The sequence below is a fragment of the Oceanicaulis sp. LC35 genome, from assembly GCF_052055585.1.
GTDB lineage: Bacteria > Pseudomonadota > Alphaproteobacteria > Caulobacterales > Maricaulaceae > Oceanicaulis.
Genome location: NZ_CP170485.1, coordinates 1,562,501 through 1,581,885, shown reverse-complemented (window position 1 = coordinate 1,581,885; position 19,385 = coordinate 1,562,501). Strand labels below are relative to the sequence as shown.

20 protein-coding genes are annotated in these 19,385 nt (G+C 62.8%); 15 read left to right on the top strand and 5 right to left on the bottom strand.

The window, feature by feature from the left end; all coding sequences use genetic code 11:
- Entirely contained in the window at positions 1-2,178 is a 2,178-nt protein-coding gene (locus tag ACFELO_RS07500; protein WP_440957157.1) for a transglycosylase SLT domain-containing protein, read from the bottom strand.
- A 146-nt stretch (positions 2,179-2,324) separates the two neighbouring features.
- Between ACFELO_RS07500 and dapA the strand changes: the two genes are divergently transcribed.
- Both dapA and smpB read left to right on the top strand, forming a co-directional pair.
- On the top strand, positions 2,325-3,197 hold the full coding sequence (gene dapA / locus ACFELO_RS07495; RefSeq protein ID WP_440959908.1) for a 4-hydroxy-tetrahydrodipicolinate synthase: 873 nt from the start codon (positions 2,325-2,327) through the stop codon (positions 3,195-3,197).
- On the top strand, positions 3,194-3,664 hold the full coding sequence (smpB, locus tag ACFELO_RS07490; RefSeq protein WP_440957156.1) for an SsrA-binding protein SmpB: 471 nt from the start codon (positions 3,194-3,196) through the stop codon (positions 3,662-3,664). Before dapA ends, smpB begins: the two co-directional genes overlap by 4 nt.
- A gap of 12 nt (positions 3,665-3,676) precedes the next feature.
- Here smpB and ACFELO_RS07485 read toward each other — a convergent pair whose 3' ends face one another.
- Together ACFELO_RS07485 and ACFELO_RS07480 are read right to left on the bottom strand one after the other, a co-directional pair.
- Positions 3,677-4,339, bottom strand: a complete 663-nt coding sequence (locus ACFELO_RS07485; RefSeq protein ID WP_440957155.1) for a uracil-DNA glycosylase — start codon at positions 4,337-4,339, stop codon at positions 3,677-3,679.
- Positions 4,329-4,901 (bottom strand): LabA-like NYN domain-containing protein, encoded by a 573-nt coding sequence (locus ACFELO_RS07480; protein ID WP_440957154.1) that lies wholly within the window; start codon positions 4,899-4,901, stop codon positions 4,329-4,331. Before ACFELO_RS07480 ends, ACFELO_RS07485 begins: the two co-directional genes overlap by 11 nt.
- Before the next feature lie 3 nt (positions 4,902-4,904).
- Here ACFELO_RS07480 and folK point away from each other — a divergent pair, with 3 nt between their 5' ends.
- The 13 genes from folK to ACFELO_RS07415 all read left to right on the top strand — a co-directional run bounded on the left by folK (position 4,905) and on the right by ACFELO_RS07415 (position 16,656).
- Positions 4,905-5,498 (top strand): 2-amino-4-hydroxy-6-hydroxymethyldihydropteridine diphosphokinase, encoded by a 594-nt coding sequence (gene folK / locus ACFELO_RS07475; protein WP_440957153.1) that lies wholly within the window; start codon positions 4,905-4,907, stop codon positions 5,496-5,498.
- Between the two features lie 49 nt (positions 5,499-5,547).
- Positions 5,548-5,925 carry a DNA-directed RNA polymerase subunit omega gene (gene rpoZ / locus ACFELO_RS07470; RefSeq protein WP_440957152.1) on the top strand — a complete coding sequence of 126 codons (378 nt, stop codon included), beginning with the start codon at positions 5,548-5,550 and terminating at the stop codon, positions 5,923-5,925.
- A gap of 5 nt (positions 5,926-5,930) precedes the next feature.
- The gene (locus tag ACFELO_RS07465) at positions 5,931-8,174 is read left to right on the top strand and encodes a RelA/SpoT family protein (RefSeq protein ID WP_440957151.1); all 2,244 of its coding nucleotides are present in this window, start codon (positions 5,931-5,933) and stop codon (positions 8,172-8,174) included.
- Positions 8,171-8,755, top strand: coding sequence for an orotate phosphoribosyltransferase (pyrE, locus tag ACFELO_RS07460; RefSeq protein ID WP_440957150.1), 585 nt, complete (start codon positions 8,171-8,173; stop codon positions 8,753-8,755). Before ACFELO_RS07465 ends, pyrE begins: the two co-directional genes overlap by 4 nt.
- Positions 8,755-9,513 carry a pyridoxine 5'-phosphate synthase gene (locus tag ACFELO_RS07455; RefSeq protein ID WP_440957149.1) on the top strand — a complete coding sequence of 253 codons (759 nt, stop codon included), beginning with the start codon at positions 8,755-8,757 and terminating at the stop codon, positions 9,511-9,513. The genes pyrE and ACFELO_RS07455 overlap by 1 nt, the downstream gene beginning before the upstream one ends.
- A complete protein-coding gene (gene acpS / locus ACFELO_RS07450) occupies positions 9,510-9,917 on the top strand; it encodes a holo-ACP synthase (RefSeq protein ID WP_440957148.1) in 408 nt (135 codons plus the stop codon). The genes ACFELO_RS07455 and acpS overlap by 4 nt, the downstream gene beginning before the upstream one ends.
- An 18-nt stretch (positions 9,918-9,935) precedes the next feature.
- Positions 9,936-10,622, top strand: coding sequence for a ribonuclease III (rnc, locus tag ACFELO_RS07445; protein ID WP_440957147.1), 687 nt, complete (start codon positions 9,936-9,938; stop codon positions 10,620-10,622).
- Positions 10,615-11,538: a GTPase Era gene (gene era, locus ACFELO_RS07440; RefSeq protein ID WP_440957146.1), complete on the top strand. Its 924-nt coding sequence runs from the start codon at positions 10,615-10,617 to the stop codon at positions 11,536-11,538. The genes rnc and era overlap by 8 nt, the downstream gene beginning before the upstream one ends.
- Positions 11,538-12,266, top strand: coding sequence for a DNA repair protein RecO (recO, locus tag ACFELO_RS07435; RefSeq protein ID WP_440957145.1), 729 nt, complete (start codon positions 11,538-11,540; stop codon positions 12,264-12,266). Before era ends, recO begins: the two co-directional genes overlap by 1 nt.
- A gap of 109 nt (positions 12,267-12,375) precedes the next feature.
- Positions 12,376-14,616: a DNA topoisomerase IV subunit A gene (gene parC / locus ACFELO_RS07430; RefSeq protein ID WP_440957144.1), complete on the top strand. Its 2,241-nt coding sequence runs from the start codon at positions 12,376-12,378 to the stop codon at positions 14,614-14,616.
- An 88-nt stretch (positions 14,617-14,704) separates the two neighbouring features.
- On the top strand, positions 14,705-15,265 hold the full coding sequence (locus tag ACFELO_RS07425; RefSeq protein ID WP_440957143.1) for a LemA family protein: 561 nt from the start codon (positions 14,705-14,707) through the stop codon (positions 15,263-15,265).
- A gap of 30 nt (positions 15,266-15,295) precedes the next feature.
- The gene (locus ACFELO_RS07420; protein ID WP_440957142.1) at positions 15,296-16,270 is read left to right on the top strand and encodes a M48 family metallopeptidase; all 975 of its coding nucleotides are present in this window, start codon (positions 15,296-15,298) and stop codon (positions 16,268-16,270) included.
- A gap of 86 nt (positions 16,271-16,356) precedes the next feature.
- Entirely contained in the window at positions 16,357-16,656 is a 300-nt protein-coding gene (locus tag ACFELO_RS07415; RefSeq protein ID WP_440957141.1) for a hypothetical protein, read from the top strand.
- 21 nt (positions 16,657-16,677) lie between these two features.
- Here ACFELO_RS07415 and ACFELO_RS07410 read toward each other — a convergent pair whose 3' ends face one another.
- Positions 16,678-17,817, bottom strand: a complete 1,140-nt coding sequence (locus tag ACFELO_RS07410) for an AI-2E family transporter (protein WP_440957140.1) — start codon at positions 17,815-17,817, stop codon at positions 16,678-16,680.
- Entirely contained in the window at positions 17,810-19,384 is a 1,575-nt protein-coding gene (locus tag ACFELO_RS07405) for a TRAP transporter large permease (protein WP_440957139.1), read from the bottom strand. The genes ACFELO_RS07410 and ACFELO_RS07405 overlap by 8 nt, the downstream gene beginning before the upstream one ends.
- Position 19,385: the final 1 nt, after the last annotated feature.

Below are 19,385 nucleotides of genomic sequence, written 5' to 3'. Positions count from 1 at the left end.
CTAGCGGCCTTCCGCGCCGCCATTCTCGTCTTCAGGCGAGGTCAGGACCGGCGCGTCCGGTCCGGTCTGGCCTTCGGCCTCTTCCATTGCTTCTTCTGCAGCCTGGGCTTCGCGCAGCGCTGCAACAAAATCATCGGGCAGGGCGGGCAGATCGCGGGCGAACTGGCCGGCCATGTCCTCGGTGATGTTGAGCGGCGTGGTCTGACCCTCGTTCAGGCGGGCGCGATAGACCTGCAGGTTCTCGATGATGCGCTGCACATAGTTGCGCGTTTCGGAGAACGGGATGGATTCCACCCAGTCGATCGGGTCGATGTCATCGGTGCGCGGGTCGCCGTAATTCTCGACCCAGCGACGCACCCGGTGCCCGCCGGCATTATAGGCGGCGAGGGCCATGACCAGCGAGCCCTCATAATCGGTGACGACCTCCTGCAAGTGCGCCATGCCGAGGGTGAGGTTGTAGCTGGGATCATCGGTCAGCCAGTGGAAGCTGTAGGGCAGGTCCAGCTGACGCGCCGTCTGACGCGCGGTCGCCGGCATCATCTGCATCAGGCCGCGTGCGCCCGCGCCGGAAATGGCTTGCGGATCAAACTCGGTCTCCTGACGGATCACCGAATAGGTCAGGGCCGCTTCAGGCGAGACCGGGGCGGTATCAGGCAGGTCGATCATCGGATAGGCGCGCTCGGCCAGGATCATGCCTTGCAAACGGCCCGCCTTGGCGGCGCGAACCGCCTGACGGATCTGAAGGTATTCCAGTGCGATGTCAGTGATCATCGCCTGTTCTTCGGGCGTCTGCATCTCGTCATCGAAATGGTACATGAAGACGCGGAACAGATAGTCTGCATCGACTTCGGCCAGCAGGCGAAGCGCCTGGATTTCCGGACGGGCGTTGAATGCGGCGCGCGCTTCCTCGCTCGGTTGCGGATCCGGCGGCAGGTCAAGCTGCGCCGCATCCGGCCCCAGCGCCAGAATGGCGAGCTGGCCGTAATACGCAGTGGGATAGCCCGCAGCGGCTTCAAAACGTTCAGACGCCAGCTCTAGCTCGCCGGACGCTTCCGCGGCCCGGCCCTGCCAGTACAGGGCGCGCGAGGTGGAGACCGGCGTGGTCACCCCGTCCTCGAGCCGCTCGAAATGGGCGAAGGCGACGGCGGGTTGATCGAGCTTGGTCAGCGCCAGCCAGCCTGCCAGAAATTCGGCGTCCGCAAATTCAACGCCGCGCTCCATGCCATTGGCGGCGGCCAGCTCATAGGCGGTCTCGAACTCACGATCCCGGATCAGGTCCAGGATCATCAGCTTGCGCTCGGTCCACATGGATTCTAGCGCTGCATCATTGTCGTAGCTGTCAGGCAGTTCGAGCAGCAGTTCGAGCGAGGTGTCGAGACCGCGCTGACGCCGCCAGCGGGCGCGCTCATAAACAAGGCCGGGGGCATTGCTGAGGGAATCGGGAACCGCTGCAACCGCGCCGTCCACGCCATGTGAGCGGCTGGCGAGACTGATGCGGGCTTCGGCGAGGCGGCGCTGGCCCGCGGACAATTCCGGCAACAGACGGCTGGCGGCGGTGCGTTGCCCCGCCCAGAGCAGGAAGTCGACGCGGGCGGCGTGATCCTCGGCGGACAGCAATCCGTCATGATCACGCATGACTTCGTTCTGGTTGGACAGGCGCAAGGTCTGGGTGCGCCAGGCGGTGCGGATCTGTTCGGCGCCTTCCTCTTCCCGGCCCAGCGCGATCAGGGCTTCGCCCAAGGCGACGCGGCCTTCACCGGTAACAGGTTCGCGGTCCTCGAACCAGGCGACGATCAGGGCCGGGCTCAGACCGGAATCCTCGATTTTCCATTCCGCCTCTCGCCGGATCGAGCTGTGGCGCGGCCAACCTTCCAGCTCATCAATCGCCCGATCGAGTTCGGAGAAGGGGGCCCGGGCGTCGCTGACCGCCAGTCGCCATAACAGGATGTTGTCTGCGACCGGGTTCTGCACCGTCATGATGGCCTGGCGCACCGCGCCCCAGTCATCATCATCCGCATCGCGCATGCCGTGACGGAACGCCGTGAAGTCGGCATCATCCAGCAAAAGCGAGTGATTGGGCACCGGGGGTTTCAGGCGCGGAGACGGCGTTTGCGCGTCAGCCGCGGAAACGGGCAGGGCGAGGGCGAGCAGGAGCAGCGCGGCGCGGGTCGGGGTCACGTCTAACGTCCTATATTGGGGCCGGGTCAAGGTCAGGGTGAGGCAAGTGCAAGCTGCTGTCCATGGTTGTCCTCTGCACTTGGCGCAAAACGGCGGCGCGCGTATGGTCCGCGCCCGAATTTGAAGTTCCGATGAAGGTTAGCCCCATGTTCAAAGGCTCCATGACAGCGCTGGTCACCCCGTTCAAGAACGGCGCCGTTGACGAGAAGGCCTTCGCAGCCCTGGTCGAGCGCCAGATTGCAGCGGGCACGCATGCGCTGGTTCCCGCCGGGACGACCGGGGAAACGCCGGCCCTGACGCTGGATGAGCGTCTGCGCGTGATTGAGCTGTGCATTGAGGTTTCGGGTGGTCGCGTGCCGGTGATCGCGGGCACCGGGGTGAACGCCACGGCCGCCACCATTCAGCTGCAGCAGCATGCCAAGGAACACGGGGCCGATGCGGGTCTGGTCGTCGCGCCGTACTACAATAAGCCGTCCCAGGCCGGGATTCTGGCGCATTTCAACGCGATCGCCGACGCCGTGGCCCTTCCGATCGTCGTCTACAACATTCCGGGCCGGTCCATTGTGGATATTACACCGGAGACCATGGCGGAGATGGCGCGCCATCCCAATATCATGGGTGTGAAGGATGCGACGGGCGACATGTCGCGCGTCACCCGTCATCGCAACCTGATCGGTGAAGGCTTCATCCAGCTGTCAGGTGATGATGCGTCCGCGCTTGGCTATAACGCCCATGGCGGACATGGCGCGATTTCGGTGACCTCCAATGTCGCGCCGGACCTGTGCGCCCGGTTCCAGACAGCGTGTCTGGAAGGCCGTTGGGAGGATGCTCGCGGGTTGAACGACCAGCTGCAGCCCTTGCACGAAGCCCTGTTCTCGGCGCCGAGCCCGGCTCCGGGCAAGTATGCGCTGTCACTGCTGGGGTTGTGTGAGGCTGAAGTTCGCCTGCCGCTGGTCGAGTGCCCGGACGCGGTGAAACTCAAGGTCCGCGCGGCTATGGAAGGCTGTGGATTGCTATGAGCAAGAAGAAGGAAGATGCCGGGCTGGTCGCCGTCAATCGGCGCGCCCGCTTCGACTATGAAATCGAGGAGACCTTCGAGGCCGGCATCCAGCTGGTTGGCACCGAAGTGAAATCCTTGCGCGCGGGCAAGGCCAATATCGCCGAATCCTATGTCAGCCCGGAGGATGGCGAGGTCTATCTGATCAATTCAGACATCCCGCCCTATGATCATGGCAACCGCTTCAACCATGCCCCGCGTCGCCGCCGGAAGCTCCTTCTGAAGAAGAAGGAGATCAACAAGATCGCCGGGTCCGTCGCGCGTGAAGGGCGTACGGTCGTGCCGCTGCGCATGTATTTCAACGAGCGCGGCATCGCCAAACTCCAGATCGCGCTCGCCAAGGGCAAGAAGACCGTCGACAAGCGCGAAACCAAGAAAGAGCGCGACTGGCAACGCCAGAAGTCCCGCCTCATGAAGAATTTCGGCTAAGACCTCGGCGGACTAGTGCGCATCCATGTGAGCGCGGGCATCCCGGAACACGTCATGGAACATGGCTTCAGTCAGCCGCCCGGTGTTCGTGTTGTAGCGTGAGCAATGAAAGCTATCAAAAAGCGCCAGAGGTCCGTTCGGCCCCTCCACATCATGGCGCGCGCCATGGGCGAACTTGAACGCCGATTGCTTGTAGCCCAGCGCCTTGAGGGTGTTCTCGTGTGACACGCGCCCCAGACAGATCAGCGTGGTCAGGCGGGGCAGCGCTTGCATGCGCGCCGCCAGGAACGGTCGACAATTGTTCATTTCCGCGCCGATAGGCTTGTTCTGTGGAGGCACGCAGCGCACGGCATTGGTGATCATGGCGTCCACAAGGCGCAGATCGTCCTTCCCGTCAGGATCAAACCGTCCTTTGGAGAAACCGAAAGTCTCAAGCGTCGGGTAGAGCAGATCGCCGGCCCAGTCGCCGGTAAAGGGACGCGCAGTGCGGTTGGCGCCGCCGCGGCCGGGGGCGAGCCCGACCACCAGCAAACGCGCATCTTCATCGCCAAAGCTTGGTACGGCTCCGTTGAACCAGTCAGGTTCAGCGGCGATGTTTTCGAGGCGATACTCGACAAGGCGAGGGCAGAGCGCGCAATCAGGCGCGGGCTCTGCCGGGATCGTCCTATTCGTCATCGTCGGAATCGGCGTCGTCATAATCGCGCTGACGGCGTTCGCGACCGACCAGTTTTCCCAGATCCTGAAGCTCGATGAAGGTGTCCGCCTGGCGGCGCAGATCGTCTGCGGCCATGGGAGGCGAGGATTTCAGCGTGGAGACCACAGAGACGCGCACGCCCTTGCGCTGCACGGCCTCGACGACCTTCTTGAAGTCGCCATCGCCTGAGAACAGGACGATGTGGTCGAGATAGTCTGCGGCTTCCATCACATCGATGGCCAGATCGACGTCCATATCGCCCTTGATGCGGCGACGGCCGCTATCGTCGGTGTATTCCTTGGCCGCCTTCGTGATGACCTTGAAGCCGTTATAGTCGAGCCAGTCGATCAACGGGCGGATGGGGGTGTACTCTTCGCTTTCGATCAAAGCGGTGTAGTAATTGGCGCGAATGAGGCGCCCGCGCTTGCGAAACTCTTCAAGCAAGCGTTTGTAATCAATGTCGAAATCAAGGTTGCGTGCGGCTGAGTACAGGTTTGCGCCGTCAATGAACAAGCCGAGCTTCTCGTTCGGATAGAAGGTCATTTTATGCCTTTCCAACAATCTTTTCGCGGGAATGAGGCTCAACAAGGCATATTTATCGCCTTGGGAGCCAATCAACTTTACCGTCGATGCACGCCGTTTGAAAACCTTCGTCGTGCATTGCAGCTGTTAAGCCAGCATGGGGTTGTCCTCCTGAACTGCTCGCGCCCCTGGCGCACGCCGGCCTGGCCGGATCCGTCTCTTCCACCTTTCCTGAACGCGGTGGCCCGGGTGGCGTGGTCTGGAGAGGACCCTGTGGTTCTGATGCGCATCCTTCACGAGGTGGAAACGGCTTGCGGGCGAGAGCGTTCCATCCGCAATGCGCCTCGGACACTGGATCTGGATCTGGTTGATTTCAGGGCAAGGGTGCGCACGCCTGAAAATCAGGCCGATCTGGTCCTGCCGCATCCCAGAGCGCAGGATCGCGCCTTTGTTCTCTTGCCTATGCGCGAAATTGCGCCAGACTGGCGCTCTCCGGCATCTGGTGAGGATATTGACCAGATGATCGGGAAGCTCAGCTGGAATGACCGCAAGGACTGTCGTCCTGCGGGCGGGGTGCTGCATGCTGCGACGCACAGGTTGAAGCGGGCGTCCAGTTAAGCTATCAGCACTCTTTCAACTCTTACGTATTCAAGGAGCGCCCCCCGGCATGGCTCGCGTTACCGTCGAAGATTGCATCGATAAGGTCGACAACCGGTTCCGTCTGGTTCTCCTGGCTGCGCACCGCGCCCGTAACATCTCCGCCGGTGCGGAGCTGACGCTGGATCGCGACAACGACAAGAACCCTGTCGTCGCCCTGCGTGAGATTGCTGACGAGAAGCTGGACCTGGATACGCTGGGTGAAAGCCTCGTGTCCGGCCTGCAGCGCGTGATCCCCTCTGACGACGACGAGGGCGGCATCGAAGAGCGCGTTCCGCAGACCGAAGCGCCGGCTGCTCCTGCTCTGCCCGCGCCCGAGATGGACGAAACCGCCATGCTCAAGGCGCTGCAGTCTGACCGTGACGGCCCGGCTGACGGCCGACTTTAAGCCTCATGAGTGCGCTGGCGTCCCCGTCTGCGCTCGCATCCGCCGACGCAATCCCGAGCGCCGACGATCTGGTTGCGCGTGTTCAGGCGTATTATCCTCAGGCTGATGCGGATCTGATCCGTCGCGCGTACAATTTTGCGCGCGACAGTCATGAAGGACAGACCCGCCAGTCCGGTCATCCCTATTATTCCCACGTTGTGGCGGTGGCCATGCTCCTGGCGGAGCTGCGCCTGGACGTGGCGACGATCTGCACCGGCCTCCTGCACGACACCGTGGAGGATACGCCCGCAACGCTTGAGGATATCGAGCGCCTGTTTGGCGCCGATGTCGCCCAGCTTGTGGATGGCGTGACCAAGCTTGGTCAGATGGAGCTGGCCTCCAAGCGCACCAAGCAGGCCGAGAATCTTCAAAAGCTGGTCGTGGCGATTACCCGCGATGTTCGGGTGCTTCTGGTCAAGCTGTGCGACCGCCTGCACAATATGCGCACGCTGCATTATGTGCCCAAGCCTGAAAAACGCGAGCGCGTGGCGCTTGAAACCTTGGAAATCTACGCACCTCTGGCGCGCCGGATCGGGGTGAACCGGGTTTGTGTCGAGCTTGAGAACCTGTCCTTCCAGAACGTCAATCCGGCGGCCTATGAATCGGTCACAAGGCGACTGGTCGAACTGCGCGAGACCCGCGCGGACGCCGTCGCCATCGTGTCGTCAACGCTCTCTGAGCGCCTGACCGATGCCGGGATAGATTGCCGGGTGTTCGGGCGGGAAAAGCGGCCCTATTCGATCTGGCGCAAGCTGGAAAAGAAGGGCGTGTCGTTTGATGACATCGCCGATATCTACGCGTTCCGCATCCTGACCGAGACGCCGGAAGACTGCTACGCCGCGCTTGGCGTTGTGCACCGGACCTGGCGTTGCGTGCCCGAGCGCTTCCACGACTATATCTCGACGCCCAAGCCCAATAACTACCGCTCGCTTCACACCACTATCATCGGGCCGGGCAATATCCGGGTCGAGCTTCAGATCCGTACGGAAGAGATGGAGCGCGTTGCGGACACCGGGGTTGCGGCGCACTGGCGCTACAAGACCGAGAACGGCTACGCCTATGACCCGAAAGCGGCGCGTGAAGCTGGCGGCGACCCGCTTGACCGCCTGCGCCCGTTTGTCGAAATCCTGGAGCAGGGCGGGGACCCGGATGAATTCCTCGAGCACGCCAAGCTCGAGATGTTCTCCGACCAGGTCTATTGCTTCACACCCAAGGGCCGACTGATCGCGCTGCCCAATGGCGCGACGCCGCTGGACTTTGCGTTCGCGGTCCATACCGAGCTTGGTTACACGGCCATCGGCGCCCGCATCAATGGGCGCGAGCGTCCGCTGCGCCAACGCCTGTCCAACGGCGATGTGGTCGACATTGTCAAAGGCGGGGAGCGTCAGCCGCCCGCCGGCTGGGAAGATGTGGCGGTCACGGGCCGCGCCCGCGCTGCAATCCGCAAGCTGATCCGGGAATCGGAGAGCGAGGAGTTCGCACGTATTGGCCGTGTGATCGCCGAACATGCCTTCGCTCGTGAGGGCAAGGAATTCCGCGAGAGCGCTCTGGGCGACGGCCTGAAGCGACTGGAGCTTGAGAGCCCTGAGGCGCTTCTCATTGCGCTTGGTCGCGGCACGGTCAGCTCGTCTGAAATGCTGGACGCGGTCTTCCCGGGCCAGCGCGAGCACCGTGGCGACAGCCTGACCGATCGTGAGCTGATCGAGGATGACAAGGGCGCGCTGTTTGTTCATGGCCGCGGCCTGACGCCAGGCGTCTCGCTTCACTTTGCCGAATGCTGTTCCCCGATGCCGGGCGACCGCATCGTTGGCGTGTTGCAGCCGGGACGCGGCGTGCAGGTTCACGTCATCGACTGCGAGCGTCTCGCCGCCTGGGAAGATGACGCCAGCCTCGCCAACTGGATCGATCTGAAATGGACGCCGGAAGCGGATGCGCGCGGGGTCTCTGTGGGGCGCATTCATGCGACCGTACGCAACGAGCCGGGCGTGCTGGCGGAGATCGCGGGCGTGGTGGGTGATGCGCGCGGCAACATCACCGATGTGAAGACGCTCTCGCGCACGCGGGACTTTTTCGAGATGGCGTTTGACGTCGAGGTCTTTGACGCGCGCCACCTGAACAATATCGTATCGGCGCTGAAAACCAGCGACCGTGTCGTCTCGGCCGAGCGTGCGCGCCTGACCGAAGACCCTGCCTTAAAGGAGACTGCATGACCACCGAGGACGTGCTGGCGGAATTCAAGGAGGCGGGCGCCCTTCTTGAAGGTCATTTCATTCTCTCGTCCGGGCTGCGCAGCCCCGTCTTCCTGCAGAAGGCTCTGGTCTTCCGGGATGCGGCGCGCACCGAGCGTTTGTGCAAGGCGCTGGCCGAGGCTCTGAAAGCCGCAGGCCATGGCCCGTTCACCGCCATCGTGTCGCCGGCCATGGGCGGTATCATCCCGGGCTATGAAACCAGCCGCCATATGGCGCTGCCCTTCATGTTCGTCGAACGCGAAAACGGCGAATTCGCCCTGCGTCGCGGCTTTGAACTCACCGCCGCAGATCGGGTGCTGGTGATCGAGGACATCGTCACGACGGGTCTGAGCTCTCGTGAGTGTATCGCAGCCATCGAGAAGTCGGGCGCGAAGGTGGTAGCCGAAGGCTGTCTGGTGGATCGTTCGGGCGGCAAGGCTGATGTGGGCGTGCCGCTGGTGGCGCTCGCGACTGTGAACTTCCCGACCTATCCGGCAGATGATTTGCCGCCGGAGCTTGAGCGTATTCCCGCGATCAAACCGGGAAGCCGGGGGCTGGCCTGATGAGCCTGCCGCGCCAGCGTCTGGGACTGAATATCGACCATGTGGCGACCATCAGGAACGCCCGGGGCGGTTTGCATCCCGATCCCGCACGCGCGGCGGCCATGGCCCAGGCGGCCGGGGCGGACGGTCTGACCATCCATTTGCGCGAAGACCGTCGTCACATTCAGGATGCGGACCTGCACAAGGTGCGCGAAGCTTCCGGGCTGCCCATCAATCTGGAAATGGCGGCGACCGGGGAGATGACAGCGATTGCGGTCGCTTTCAAACCCCACGCCGCCTGCATCGTGCCTGAAAAGCGCGAGGAACGGACCACCGAAGGCGGTCTCGATGTGGCGGGCCTGCACAATCAGATCGCCCCTGTGGTGCGTGAACTGTCAGAGGCGGGCTGTCGGGTGTCGCTGTTCATCGAGCCTGATCCGGTCCAGATCGCTGTGGCCGAAGTGCTGGGCGCGCCTGTGGTGGAGCTGCATACGGGCCGTTATGCCGAGCTCTGGCTTGAAGGCGGCGAGGAAGCAGCGGCGCAGGAGCTGGAGCGCATCCGTCTGGCGGCTGTCGAGGCGCGCAAACGTGGCCTCGAGCCTCATGCCGGGCACGGCCTGACCTTTGACAATGTGAAGCCGGTGTCCGCCATCCCCGAGATCGCCGAGCTCAATATCGGCCATTTCCTGATCGGTGAAGCGATTTTCACCGGGCTTGAAGCAGCGGTGAAACGTATGCGCGCTTTGATGGATGAGGCGCGGGCGGAGACTGCCCTGTGATCCTGGGCGTTGGATCAGACCTCACCGATATTCGCCGCATCGAGCGCGCGATCGACCGGTTTGGCGCGCGGTTTCTCGACCGGATCTATACCGGGGCCGAACAGGCGCGCGCTGAAGCGCGGCCGGGCCGGATCAACACTTACGCCAAGCGCTTCGCGGCCAAGGAAGCCTGCGCCAAGGCCATTGGCGGCGGCTTGTGGCGCGGGGTCAGCTTCACCGATATCGAAGTGCTGAACCTGAAAGGCGGCCGGCCCGTCATCACTCTGACGGGAGAAGCGCAGCGCCAGCTCGAGGTACGTTTACCCGCCGGAAAAAGCGCAAGGTTTCACCTCACCATGAGTGATGAGCCGCCCTATGCGCAGGCCTTTGTGGTGATTGAAGCGGTTGACCCGGACGCTGCTTGAGAGAATGAAGCCCGTATCATGAGTGATCGGATCAAAGATTTTGAAGCGCGCATCGCTTATCGGTTCAAGGACCGGGAGCTTCTGGAGCGCGCGCTGACCCATGCCTCGCACGGGGATGGACGCTCGCGCGCGTCCTCCAATGAGCGTCTGGAGTTTCTCGGCGACCGGGTTCTGGGCCTGATGGCCAGCCAGCGCCTGTATGAGACCTTCCCCAATCTGGAAGAGGGCGGTCTCGCCCAGCGTCTGAATGCGGTGGTCAACAAGTCCGCCTGCGCCCGCGCGGCGCGCCGTTGCGATCTGGGTGAAGGGCTGCGCCTGTCCGCCGCGGAGGAACGCCTGGGCGGACGCCAGAAGGAATCCATCATCGCGGATGCGTGCGAAGCGGTGATTGGCGCGCTTTATCTCGATGGGGGGCTGGATGCAGCCTGGGCCTTCTTCACGACCTTCTGGGCCGACGAGATCGAACAGCTGACCCGGCGTCCCAAGGACGCCAAATCCCAGCTTCAGGAATGGGCGGCGCAAAAAGGTTATGGCGTACCGGTATATGAGACCGTGGCGCGCAAGGGGCCGGACCATCGTCCGGTGTTTGAAATTGAAGTCCGGCTCGATGGTGTCGCGCCGGCGCGTGGCGAGGGCGGGTCCAAACAGGACGCCCAACGCGCCGCGGCCTCGGAAATGCTGACACGGGAGGCCGCAGATGGCTGATCAGAACGCGACGCGCGCCGGCTTTGTCGCCATCATTGGCGCGCCGAATGCGGGTAAATCCACGCTGGTGAATGCGCTGGTCGGCCGCAAGGTCTCCATCGTGACGCCGAAGGTTCAGACCACGCGCTTTCAGGTGCGCGGCGTGATGATCCATGACGGCTCCCAGCTGGTGCTGGTGGACACGCCCGGCGTGTTCGCGCCGCGCCGTCGTCTGGACCGCGCCATGGTCGCCAGCGCCTGGGAAGGTGCGGATGATGCGGACGCCATCGTCCACGTCGTTGACGCCGCCGCTCAGCTGAGCAAGGCGCGCCGCACCGTCGAGGATGTGGAGCGGGTGATCGATGGCCTCAAGGCGCACGAGCTGAAGGCTGTTCTGGTGCTCAACAAGATCGACCTGATCAAACGCGAAGAGCTTCTGGACTTGTCACAAAAGCTCTTTGAAACAGGCGTTTACAGCGATGTCTTCATGATCAGCGCCAGCAATGGCGACCGGATCAAGGATCTGGCGGACTTCCTGGTCACCCTGATGCCGGAAAGCCCGTTCCTGTATCCCGAGGACCAGATCGCGGACCTGTCAGAGCGCATGCTGGCCGCCGAGGTGACCCGCGAGAAGCTTTATCTGCGCGTCCATGACGAGCTGCCTTACGGGCTGACGGTGGAAACCGACAGCTGGAAGGACCAGAAGGACGGCTCCGTACGCATCGAGCAGACCGTCTATGTCGAACGCGAGGGCCACAAGCCGATCATTCTGGGCAAGGGCGGGCAGACCATCAAATGGGTCTCCACCGCGTCCCGGGCCGATCTGGAAGAACAGCTGGACCGCAAGGTCCACCTTTTCCTGTTCGTGAAGGTGCGTCCGAACTGGGGCGATGAGCGCGCCCGCTTCAATGCGCTCGGGCTCGACTTCGACGCCTGATGGAATGGACCGCCTCAGGCCGGATCGTCGCCGTGCGTCCCCATGGGGAGACCAGCGCGGTGATCGAGGTGCTGACGGTGGAGCATGGCCGCCATGCCGGGCTGGTGCGGGGCGGTCGGTCCAAGGCCATGCGCCCCATCCTGCAGCCGGGCAACCGGGTCCGCGCCGTCTGGCGCGCCCGGCTTGAAAGCCATCTCGGCGGCTTCGCGGTCGAGGCTGAAGACCTTTCTGCGGGTGTCCTGATGGAAGACCCGTTGGCGCTGTCGGGCCTGAACGCGGCGTGCGCCATGGCGTCCATGTGCCTGCCCGAGCGTGAAGAACATCCTGCTGTCGCGGACGCCTTTGAAGTGCTGATCAGCGCGCTGGAAGACCCCGATCTCTGGCCTGCGCTTTATGTGCGGTGGGAGGCGGGGCTGCTGGCCGATCTTGGCTATGGCCTTGATCTGAGGCGCTGTGCGGCGACGGGCGTTGAGACCGATCTTGTCTATGTCAGCCCCAAATCGGGTCGCGCGGTCAGCGCCGAGGCTGGCGCGCCCTATCAGGATCGCATGCTGGCGCTGCCGGGCTTCATGAAGGGCGGCGGGCAGGTGGCGGACGGCGATGTGGGGGCAGGGCTCAATCTGACGGGCCATTTCATTGAACGCCGCGTGCTCTGGCCCGCTGACCGGATGCTGCCGGACGCCCGCACGCGCATGATCGAACGGCTGGACGCTGACGGCCGGCTTTGAACCTGACGCAACAACTGTTGAAAAGCCTGCGTCCTGACCTGCCCTGACAGGGCGATCCGCTCCATACTGGGGTGTGATCGAATCACTTGGATGACCTGAGGGGATCTGGATGGGCGAGCAATTTCCCGGCGATGGCGGGCGTATTTTCGATGAGAGCTTCAATGACGCTCTCTCCTCGCGCTATCTCGCCTATGCGCTCTCCACCATTACCCAGCGGGCGCTGCCCGATGCGCGCGACGGCCTGAAGCCGGTTCACCGACGTCTTCTTTACGCCATGCGGCTTCTGAAGCTGTCACCCGATACCGCCTTCAAGAAATGCGCCCGGGTGGTCGGTGACGTTATCGGCCGGTTCCACCCCCATGGTGATCAGGCGGTGTATGAAGCGCTGGTGCGTCTGGCGCAGGATTTCGCCTCGCGCTACCCGCTTGTCGAAGGCCAGGGCAATTTCGGTAATGTGGACGGCGATGGCGCCGCCGCCATGCGGTACACTGAAGCGCGTCTGACCGAAGCCGCGATCCTGATCTTGCAGGATTACGATGAAGGCACGGTCGATTTCCGCGAGACCTATGACGGCGAAGACAAGGAACCTCTGGTTCTGCCCGCCGCCTTCCCGAACCTTCTGGCCAATGGCTCGGCGGGTATTGCGGTGGGTATGGCGACCAATATCCCGCCCCATAACGCCGCCGAGCTGTGCGATGCCGCCCGCCATCTGATCAAGACGCCGAACGCCGCCACCGAGACTTTGCTGAACTATGTGCAGGGCCCGGACTTCCCCACCGGCGGGGTGTGCGTGGAAGCGCGTGAGAACATTCTCGACGCCTATGAGACAGGGCGGGGTGGTTTCCGCCTGCGCGCGCGTTGGGAAGTCGAGGAGCTGGGCCGTGGCCAGTGGCAGATCGTGGTCACCGAGATCCCGTACCTCGTGCAGAAAGCCAAGCTGATCGAACGCATTGCCGCGCTTCTGGATCAGAAGAAACTGCCGCTTCTGGCGGATGTGATGGATGAGAGCGCCGAGGATGTGCGCCTGATCCTGGAGCCCAAATCGCGCACCATTGATCCCGCGCTCCTGATGGAGTCCGTGTTCAAGCTGACCGATCTCGAAATCCGCTTCGCGCTGAACCTCAACGTCCTTGATCCCACCGGCGCGCCGCGTGTGGTGGGCCTGAAGGAAGCGCTGCAGATCTGGCTCGACCACCGCCGTGTTGTGGTGGTCCGCCGCGCGACGACGCGTCTGGAGCATGTGGAAGACCGGCTGGAAGTCCTGTCGGGCTTCATGGTCGCCTATCTCAATCTGGATGAAGTCATCCGGATTATCCGCTTTGAGGATCATCCCAAGGATCAGCTGATCAAGACCTTCTCCCTGACCGACCGTCAGGCGGAAGCCATCCTGAACATGCGTCTGCGCAGCTTGCGCAAGCTTGAAGAGATGGAAATCCGTGACGAGCAGTCCCGCCTGGAAGGCGAGCGCGACGAGCTGACCGCGTTGATCGGCGATGAAGGCCTGCAATGGAAGAAGGTCGACAGCGAAGTCGCGGACGTCAAAAAACGTTTCGGCCCGACCACCGAGCTGGGCAAGCGTCGCACGACCTTCGCCGACGCCCCGGCGGCCGACCTCGCCGACATGGTCGAGGAAGCGCTGATCCCGCGTGAGCCGATCACCCTTGTCCTGTCGCGCATGGGCTGGATCCGCGCGCTCAAGGGGCACACCGATGACGTGACCGGCATCAAGCACAAGGATGGCGACGAGACCGCGTTCTCGCTCAAGGCCGAGACGACCGACAAGATCCTTATGCTCACCAGTGATGGCCGGGTCTATACGCTGGACGCCTCCAAGCTGCCCGGCGGGCGCGGCTTTGGCGAGCCGGTGCGTCTGTTGATCGACATGGATGAGAGCGCCGAGCCGGTGGCGCTGTTCAAATATTCGCCTGATCGCAAACTGCTGCTGGCCTCGACCTCCGGGCATGGCTTTGTGGTGGCGGAAAAGGAACTGCCCGCCATCAAGCGCGCAGGCCGACAGGTTCTCAATGTGATCGATGGGCACAAGGCCATGATGGCCCTGCCCATGACGGGCGACCGCATTGCGGTGCTGGGCGAGAACAAGAAACTTCTGGTCTTCGCGGCTGATGAGATCCCCGAAATGGTGCGCGGCAAGGGCGTACGCCTTCTGGGCGGCAAGGGCGGTGAAGTCGCCGATATCAGCGTGTTCAGCGCTGAAGAAGGCCTTGTCCGCGTAGATCCGGCGGGCCGTCGTCACCTCGTGGAAGACTGGCGCTATTATGAAGGCAAGCGCGCCCAGGCCGGCAAGCTCGCCCCGCGCGGCTTCGCCTCGAAAACGTTTGGCGGGCGTTAGGGCTGTGACCGAACGATAACTTGGCGTTCTCCCCCAATCAGAGTAAGGCTTTACCCGGTTTCCCCTCAGCGCCATCAAGGAGCGTTTCATGGAATTGCTGATTGTTTTCGGTGTGATCGTTCTGATCGGCCTGTTCGTGATGATGATCTACAACCGGCTGGTGGCGCTGCGTCAGACGACGCGCCAGGCTTGGGGTGACATCGATGTGCAGCTCAAGCAGCGCCACGACCTGGTCCCGAACCTGGTCGAGACGGTGAAGGGCTATGCCAGCCACGAGAAAGACACGCTCGAAAGCGTGGTGAAAGCGCGCCAGCAGGCTGTGGACGCCAGCTCTGTCAAGGATCTGGCCGCTGCCGAAAACGTTCTCTCCGGCGCGCTGCGTCAGCTCTTCGCCTTGTCTGAAAGCTATCCGGACCTGAAGGCGAACGAGAACTTCCTGTCGCTGCAGAACGAGCTCGCCGATCTTGAGAACAAGATCGCCGCCGCCCGCCGCTTCTTCAACAATGCGGTCAGCGAATACAACACCGCCCGCGAGCAGTTCCCGGCCGTCATTCTGGCGAACTCCTTCGGCTTTAACGAGGCGGACTTCTTTGAAGTCGCCGCCAGCGAACGCGCCGCCGTCAATGCCGGCCCGTCTGTGAAGTTCTAAGGTCATGCGCAGGCAGGCAGGAGGCGCATCATGATCGCCAGTGCAGGCCTGCGCACCCATATTTGGAACAACAACCTCAAATCCATCATTCTCTTGGCGCTGTTTCCGGTGCTGGTTCTGGCCCTGGTGTATGCCGGGGTCTTTCTGCTCGCGAGTGCGGATACGACCGAGACGAGCTTTGTGCGTTATGCCGGTCAGGCCTTTGATCAGACCGTGTACGTGACGCCCTTCGTGATGGTGGGCGTGGCGATCTGGTTCGTCATCGCCTGGTTCTCTCATCAGGCCATCATTGACGCCTCGACAGGCGCCAAAAAAGTCAGCCGCACCGATGAGCCCGAGCTCTACAACCTCCTTGAAAACCTGACGATTTCTCGCGGCATGCCGATGCCGTCCTTGCGCATCATCGAGAGCGAGGCGCTGAACGCCTATGCGTCGGGCCTGAGTGAGAAAAAGGCGGTGATCACCGTGACGCGCGGGCTGATGAACGCGCTGGACCGGGACGAGCTGGAAGCGGTTCTGGCCCATGAGCTGAGCCATGTGATCAACCGCGATGTGCGCCTTCTGGTGATCTCGGTGATCTTTGTGGGCATCATCTCTTTCGCCATCGAGATGGGGATGCGCACCTTTGTCTTCCGCCGTTCAGGCAATGGGGCGCGGGGCGGGATGATCCTTCTGGTCGTCTCCCTGATCGCTTCGGTGGCTTACGGGCTGGCCATTCTGATCCGCTTTGCGTTGTCGCGCTCCCGCGAGTTCATGGCCGACGCGGGCGCGGTCGAGCTGACCAAAAATCCTGATGCGATGATCTCTGCGCTCGAGAAAATCTCCGGTCGCTCCGAAATCGAGGACGCACCCAAGGAAGTGCGTCAGATGTTTATCGACGACACGGCCAAGGCCAGCTTCGCCGGCCTCTTCGCTACGCACCCGCCGATCAGCAAGCGCATCGAGGCGCTGGTCGAATATGCGGGCGGCCACCGCCAAACTGATGCATCAGTGCCTCACGTCTAGCTCCGCACGCCTTTTGCGCGAAATGTAGAATGAGCGCTCTCTTACAAAGTGATATGCCTCATGCGAGTTCAGCATGTGAGGGTGAGATGATACATGATGGTGCAACCGTCGTTGAGCGGGCTTGCAAATCTCTAGGTCCGCTTGATGGCCGAAAGAACATTATTTTCTGTGCTGCCTGTGGCGTGTTCGGCGCAATTGGGGTCGGTCTGGCACTCGGAAGCTGGAAGGACTTCTTTATCTTGTTTTTCGCAAATCTGGTGGCTTTAGCCGGTCCGCAGGCGATTGCGGCGCCACTGACTGTATTTGGCGTTTCTGTCGCCTATGGCGGGATGCGTGCTTATTACTCTAATAAACAACTAGGATACCGCACTATTTTTGATGGTTGAAACAGAGTGCTTAATTAGAAGTCAGTCCGCTTTCGTTTCCTGATCCTCATGAAGAAGCGGCGCATAGGACTGGGCGTACAGATACCAAATTGAGGAGAAGAGGGCGGCGATCATCGGGCCTACGATGATGCCGACAGCGCCGAACAGCGTCAGCCCGCCCAGGGTCGAGATCAGGATCATCAGATCGGGCAACTTGGCGTCCTGGCCCACAAGGCGCGGGCGCAGGAGATTGTCGATCAGGCCCACCACCAGAGCGCCCCAGGCGATCAGCAAGCCGCCGGCGACATAATTTCCGCTGGCGATCAGCCAGATGCCAGCCGGCCCCCAGACCAGAGGCGGGCCAATGCCCGGAATGACCGACAGCACGGTCGTCACGGTCGCCCAGAACAGCGCGCCCGGCACGCCGGCCATGGCGAGGGCCACGCCCGTCAGCGAGCCCTGGATGATGGCGATGACGAAGGTGCCTTTCACCGTGGCGCGAATGGTCGACATGGCGCGCTCGACCAGAAGCTCGCGATCTTCACGCGGCATGGGCATCAGCTGCAGCCCGTGGCTGGCGAGCTGGGGCCCGCGCGTCAGGAAGAAGAACAGCGCAAACAGCATCACCACGAGATCAAGGAAGGCTCCGAAGGTGCCCGACGTGGCCTTGCGCAGACCATCCACCAGCCAGCCGCCCGCATTGGAGGCGAACTGGGCGGCCTGATTGGTGATGTCCTGCTGGTAAGGGGCGAGGCTCTCACGGAAAGGCAGCCATTCGGGCAGGGCCTCGATGCCGCCTTCGCGGATGAGACGGATCTGGTCCTGCACCCAGGGTGCGACTGTGCCCGTCACCTGCACGGCCTGATCCGCCACGATCGCGAGGATCGCCGTTAGCGGGATCAGCACCACGACGATGGCAAGCACCAGCACCACGCCTGCCGCTGCGGACGGGGATCCGAAGGTGACAGGCTTGAGCAGGCGTTGCACCGGATGGAGGAACATCGCAAATACGGCCGCCATGAAGAGCGGGCTGAGAAAGCCGCGGATCATCCAGATGAAGACAATGGACACGCCCAGCGCCAGCAGCACGATGAACACACGCTGCAGGGCCTGCCGGTCTGACATCAGGGCGGAGATATTGCTATGGCCGGACGCGGAGCCCGTTTTGGTGTCGTCAGTCATAAAGCAGTCCAGGCAGCGCCGTCGCCAGCCACGGCAGAGCCGCGACCATAGCGATCATCAATAGCTGGATTATGACGAAAGGCGCCGCGCCCCGATAGATCGCGGCTGAGGTCACTTCCGGCGGCGCCACGCCCCGCAGATAGAAGAGTGCAAAGCCGAAGGGCGGGGTCAGAAAGCTGGTCTGAAGGTTGAGCGCCATCATCACGCCCAGCCAGACCGGATCGACCCCCATCATGAACAGCACCGGCGCAACGATCGGCACCACGACGAAGGTGATCTCGATAAAATCGAGGAAGAAGCCCAGCAAGAACATCACGACCATCACGACGATCAGCGCGCCGGTCGCGCCGCCGGGCGCGGCTTCGAGGGCTGCACGCACCGTGTGATCGCCGCCCAGCTCTCGGAAGACCAGCGCGAACAGGCTCGCCCCGATCAGGATGACGAACACCATTGCCGAAATCTGCGCGGTGGAGCGCATGACCGCATCGAGAACACCCGAGCGGAAAAGCCGGATGCAGGCGACAAGCACGCCAAGGGCTGAGAGGGCTGACAAAGCGTAGGCGACGCTCTGCTGCAGCGTGGTTCCGCCCGCCCGCAGATCAAACGCCAGAGGTGAGAGCAGGAGTGCGAAAAGCGCAATCGCGCTCACAAGGATCAGGCGCTTTCCAAGCGCCGGGTTCTCGGACGCACCGCTGTTTCGATAGCCTGCCAGCAAGATTGCGCCCAAGGCGCCCACGCCAGCCGCTTCGGTGGGGGTGGCCAGGCCCGCGAGGATTGAGCCCAGCACCGCAATGATCAGGATGAGGGGCGGGACGAGGGCATGCAGCAGCTTGCTCCAGTCCGCGTGCATCTCTTCCTTCGGGATGGCGGGTGAGGCCGAGGGCCGAAGGATCGCCACGCCGACCTGATAGAGCACATAGACCACGACCAACAGCAGGCCGGGGATCAGCGCCCCGGCGAACAGATCGCCGACCGAGACGATGTCGGGCGAGAAGATGCCCTGAGCCCGTTGCGCTTCGGCATAGGCGGAAGAGAGCTGATCGCCCAGCAAAACCAGAACGATGGAGGGCGGAATGATCTGGCCCAGCGTGCCCGCCGCGGCGATGGATCCGGCTGCGAGAGACGGCGAATAGCCGCGCTTGAGCATGGTGGGCAGGGACAGCAAGCCCATCGTCACGACGGTTGCGCCGACTATGCCGGTGGAGGCGGCCAGCAGAGCGCCCACAATGACGACCGATATGCCCAGGCCCCCGCGCAGCGTGCCGAACAGCGAGCCCATGGCGTCGAGCAATTGTTCGGCGATGCGCGATTTCTCCAGCATCACGCCCATGAAGACAAAGAGCGGCACCGCCACGAGGATGGCTTTGTCCATCTCCATGATGTTGCCGTAGATGCGTTGCGGGAAGGCGCGCAGATGGAACGGGTCAAACAGCCCCAGCGCCAGACCGATCAGGGCGAAGGCCAGGCCCACTCCCGCCAGCGTAAACGCCACGGGAAAACCGCGCAGCAGCGCCACGAACGCTGCAATGAACATGGCGAAGGGCAGGAGAGAGATAACTAAATCCACG

Bases quoted from the DNA above. Each gene is read 5' to 3' on its own strand.
- dapA (WP_440959908.1), top strand. From the start codon at position 2,325: ATGTTCAAAGGCTCCATGACAGCGCTGGTCACCCCGTTCAAGAACGGC.
- smpB (WP_440957156.1), top strand. From the start codon at position 3,194: ATGAGCAAGAAGAAGGAAGATGCCGGGCTGGTCGCCGTCAATCGGCGC.
- ACFELO_RS07485 (WP_440957155.1), bottom strand. From the start codon at position 4,339: ATGACGAATAGGACGATCCCGGCAGAGCCCGCGCCTGATTGCGCGCTC.
- ACFELO_RS07480 (WP_440957154.1), bottom strand. From the start codon at position 4,901: ATGACCTTCTATCCGAACGAGAAGCTCGGCTTGTTCATTGACGGCGCA.
- folK (WP_440957153.1), top strand. From the start codon at position 4,905: ATGCCTTTCCAACAATCTTTTCGCGGGAATGAGGCTCAACAAGGCATA.
- rpoZ (WP_440957152.1), top strand. From the start codon at position 5,548: ATGGCTCGCGTTACCGTCGAAGATTGCATCGATAAGGTCGACAACCGG.
- ACFELO_RS07465 (WP_440957151.1), top strand. From the start codon at position 5,931: ATGAGTGCGCTGGCGTCCCCGTCTGCGCTCGCATCCGCCGACGCAATC.
- pyrE (WP_440957150.1), top strand. From the start codon at position 8,171: ATGACCACCGAGGACGTGCTGGCGGAATTCAAGGAGGCGGGCGCCCTT.
- ACFELO_RS07455 (WP_440957149.1), top strand. From the start codon at position 8,755: ATGAGCCTGCCGCGCCAGCGTCTGGGACTGAATATCGACCATGTGGCG.
- rnc (WP_440957147.1), top strand. From the start codon at position 9,936: ATGAGTGATCGGATCAAAGATTTTGAAGCGCGCATCGCTTATCGGTTC.
- era (WP_440957146.1), top strand. From the start codon at position 10,615: ATGGCTGATCAGAACGCGACGCGCGCCGGCTTTGTCGCCATCATTGGC.
- recO (WP_440957145.1), top strand. From the start codon at position 11,538: ATGGAATGGACCGCCTCAGGCCGGATCGTCGCCGTGCGTCCCCATGGG.
- parC (WP_440957144.1), top strand. From the start codon at position 12,376: ATGGGCGAGCAATTTCCCGGCGATGGCGGGCGTATTTTCGATGAGAGC.
- ACFELO_RS07425 (WP_440957143.1), top strand. From the start codon at position 14,705: ATGGAATTGCTGATTGTTTTCGGTGTGATCGTTCTGATCGGCCTGTTC.
- ACFELO_RS07420 (WP_440957142.1), top strand. From the start codon at position 15,296: ATGATCGCCAGTGCAGGCCTGCGCACCCATATTTGGAACAACAACCTC.
- ACFELO_RS07415 (WP_440957141.1), top strand. From the start codon at position 16,357: ATGATACATGATGGTGCAACCGTCGTTGAGCGGGCTTGCAAATCTCTA.
- ACFELO_RS07410 (WP_440957140.1), bottom strand. From the start codon at position 17,817: ATGACTGACGACACCAAAACGGGCTCCGCGTCCGGCCATAGCAATATC.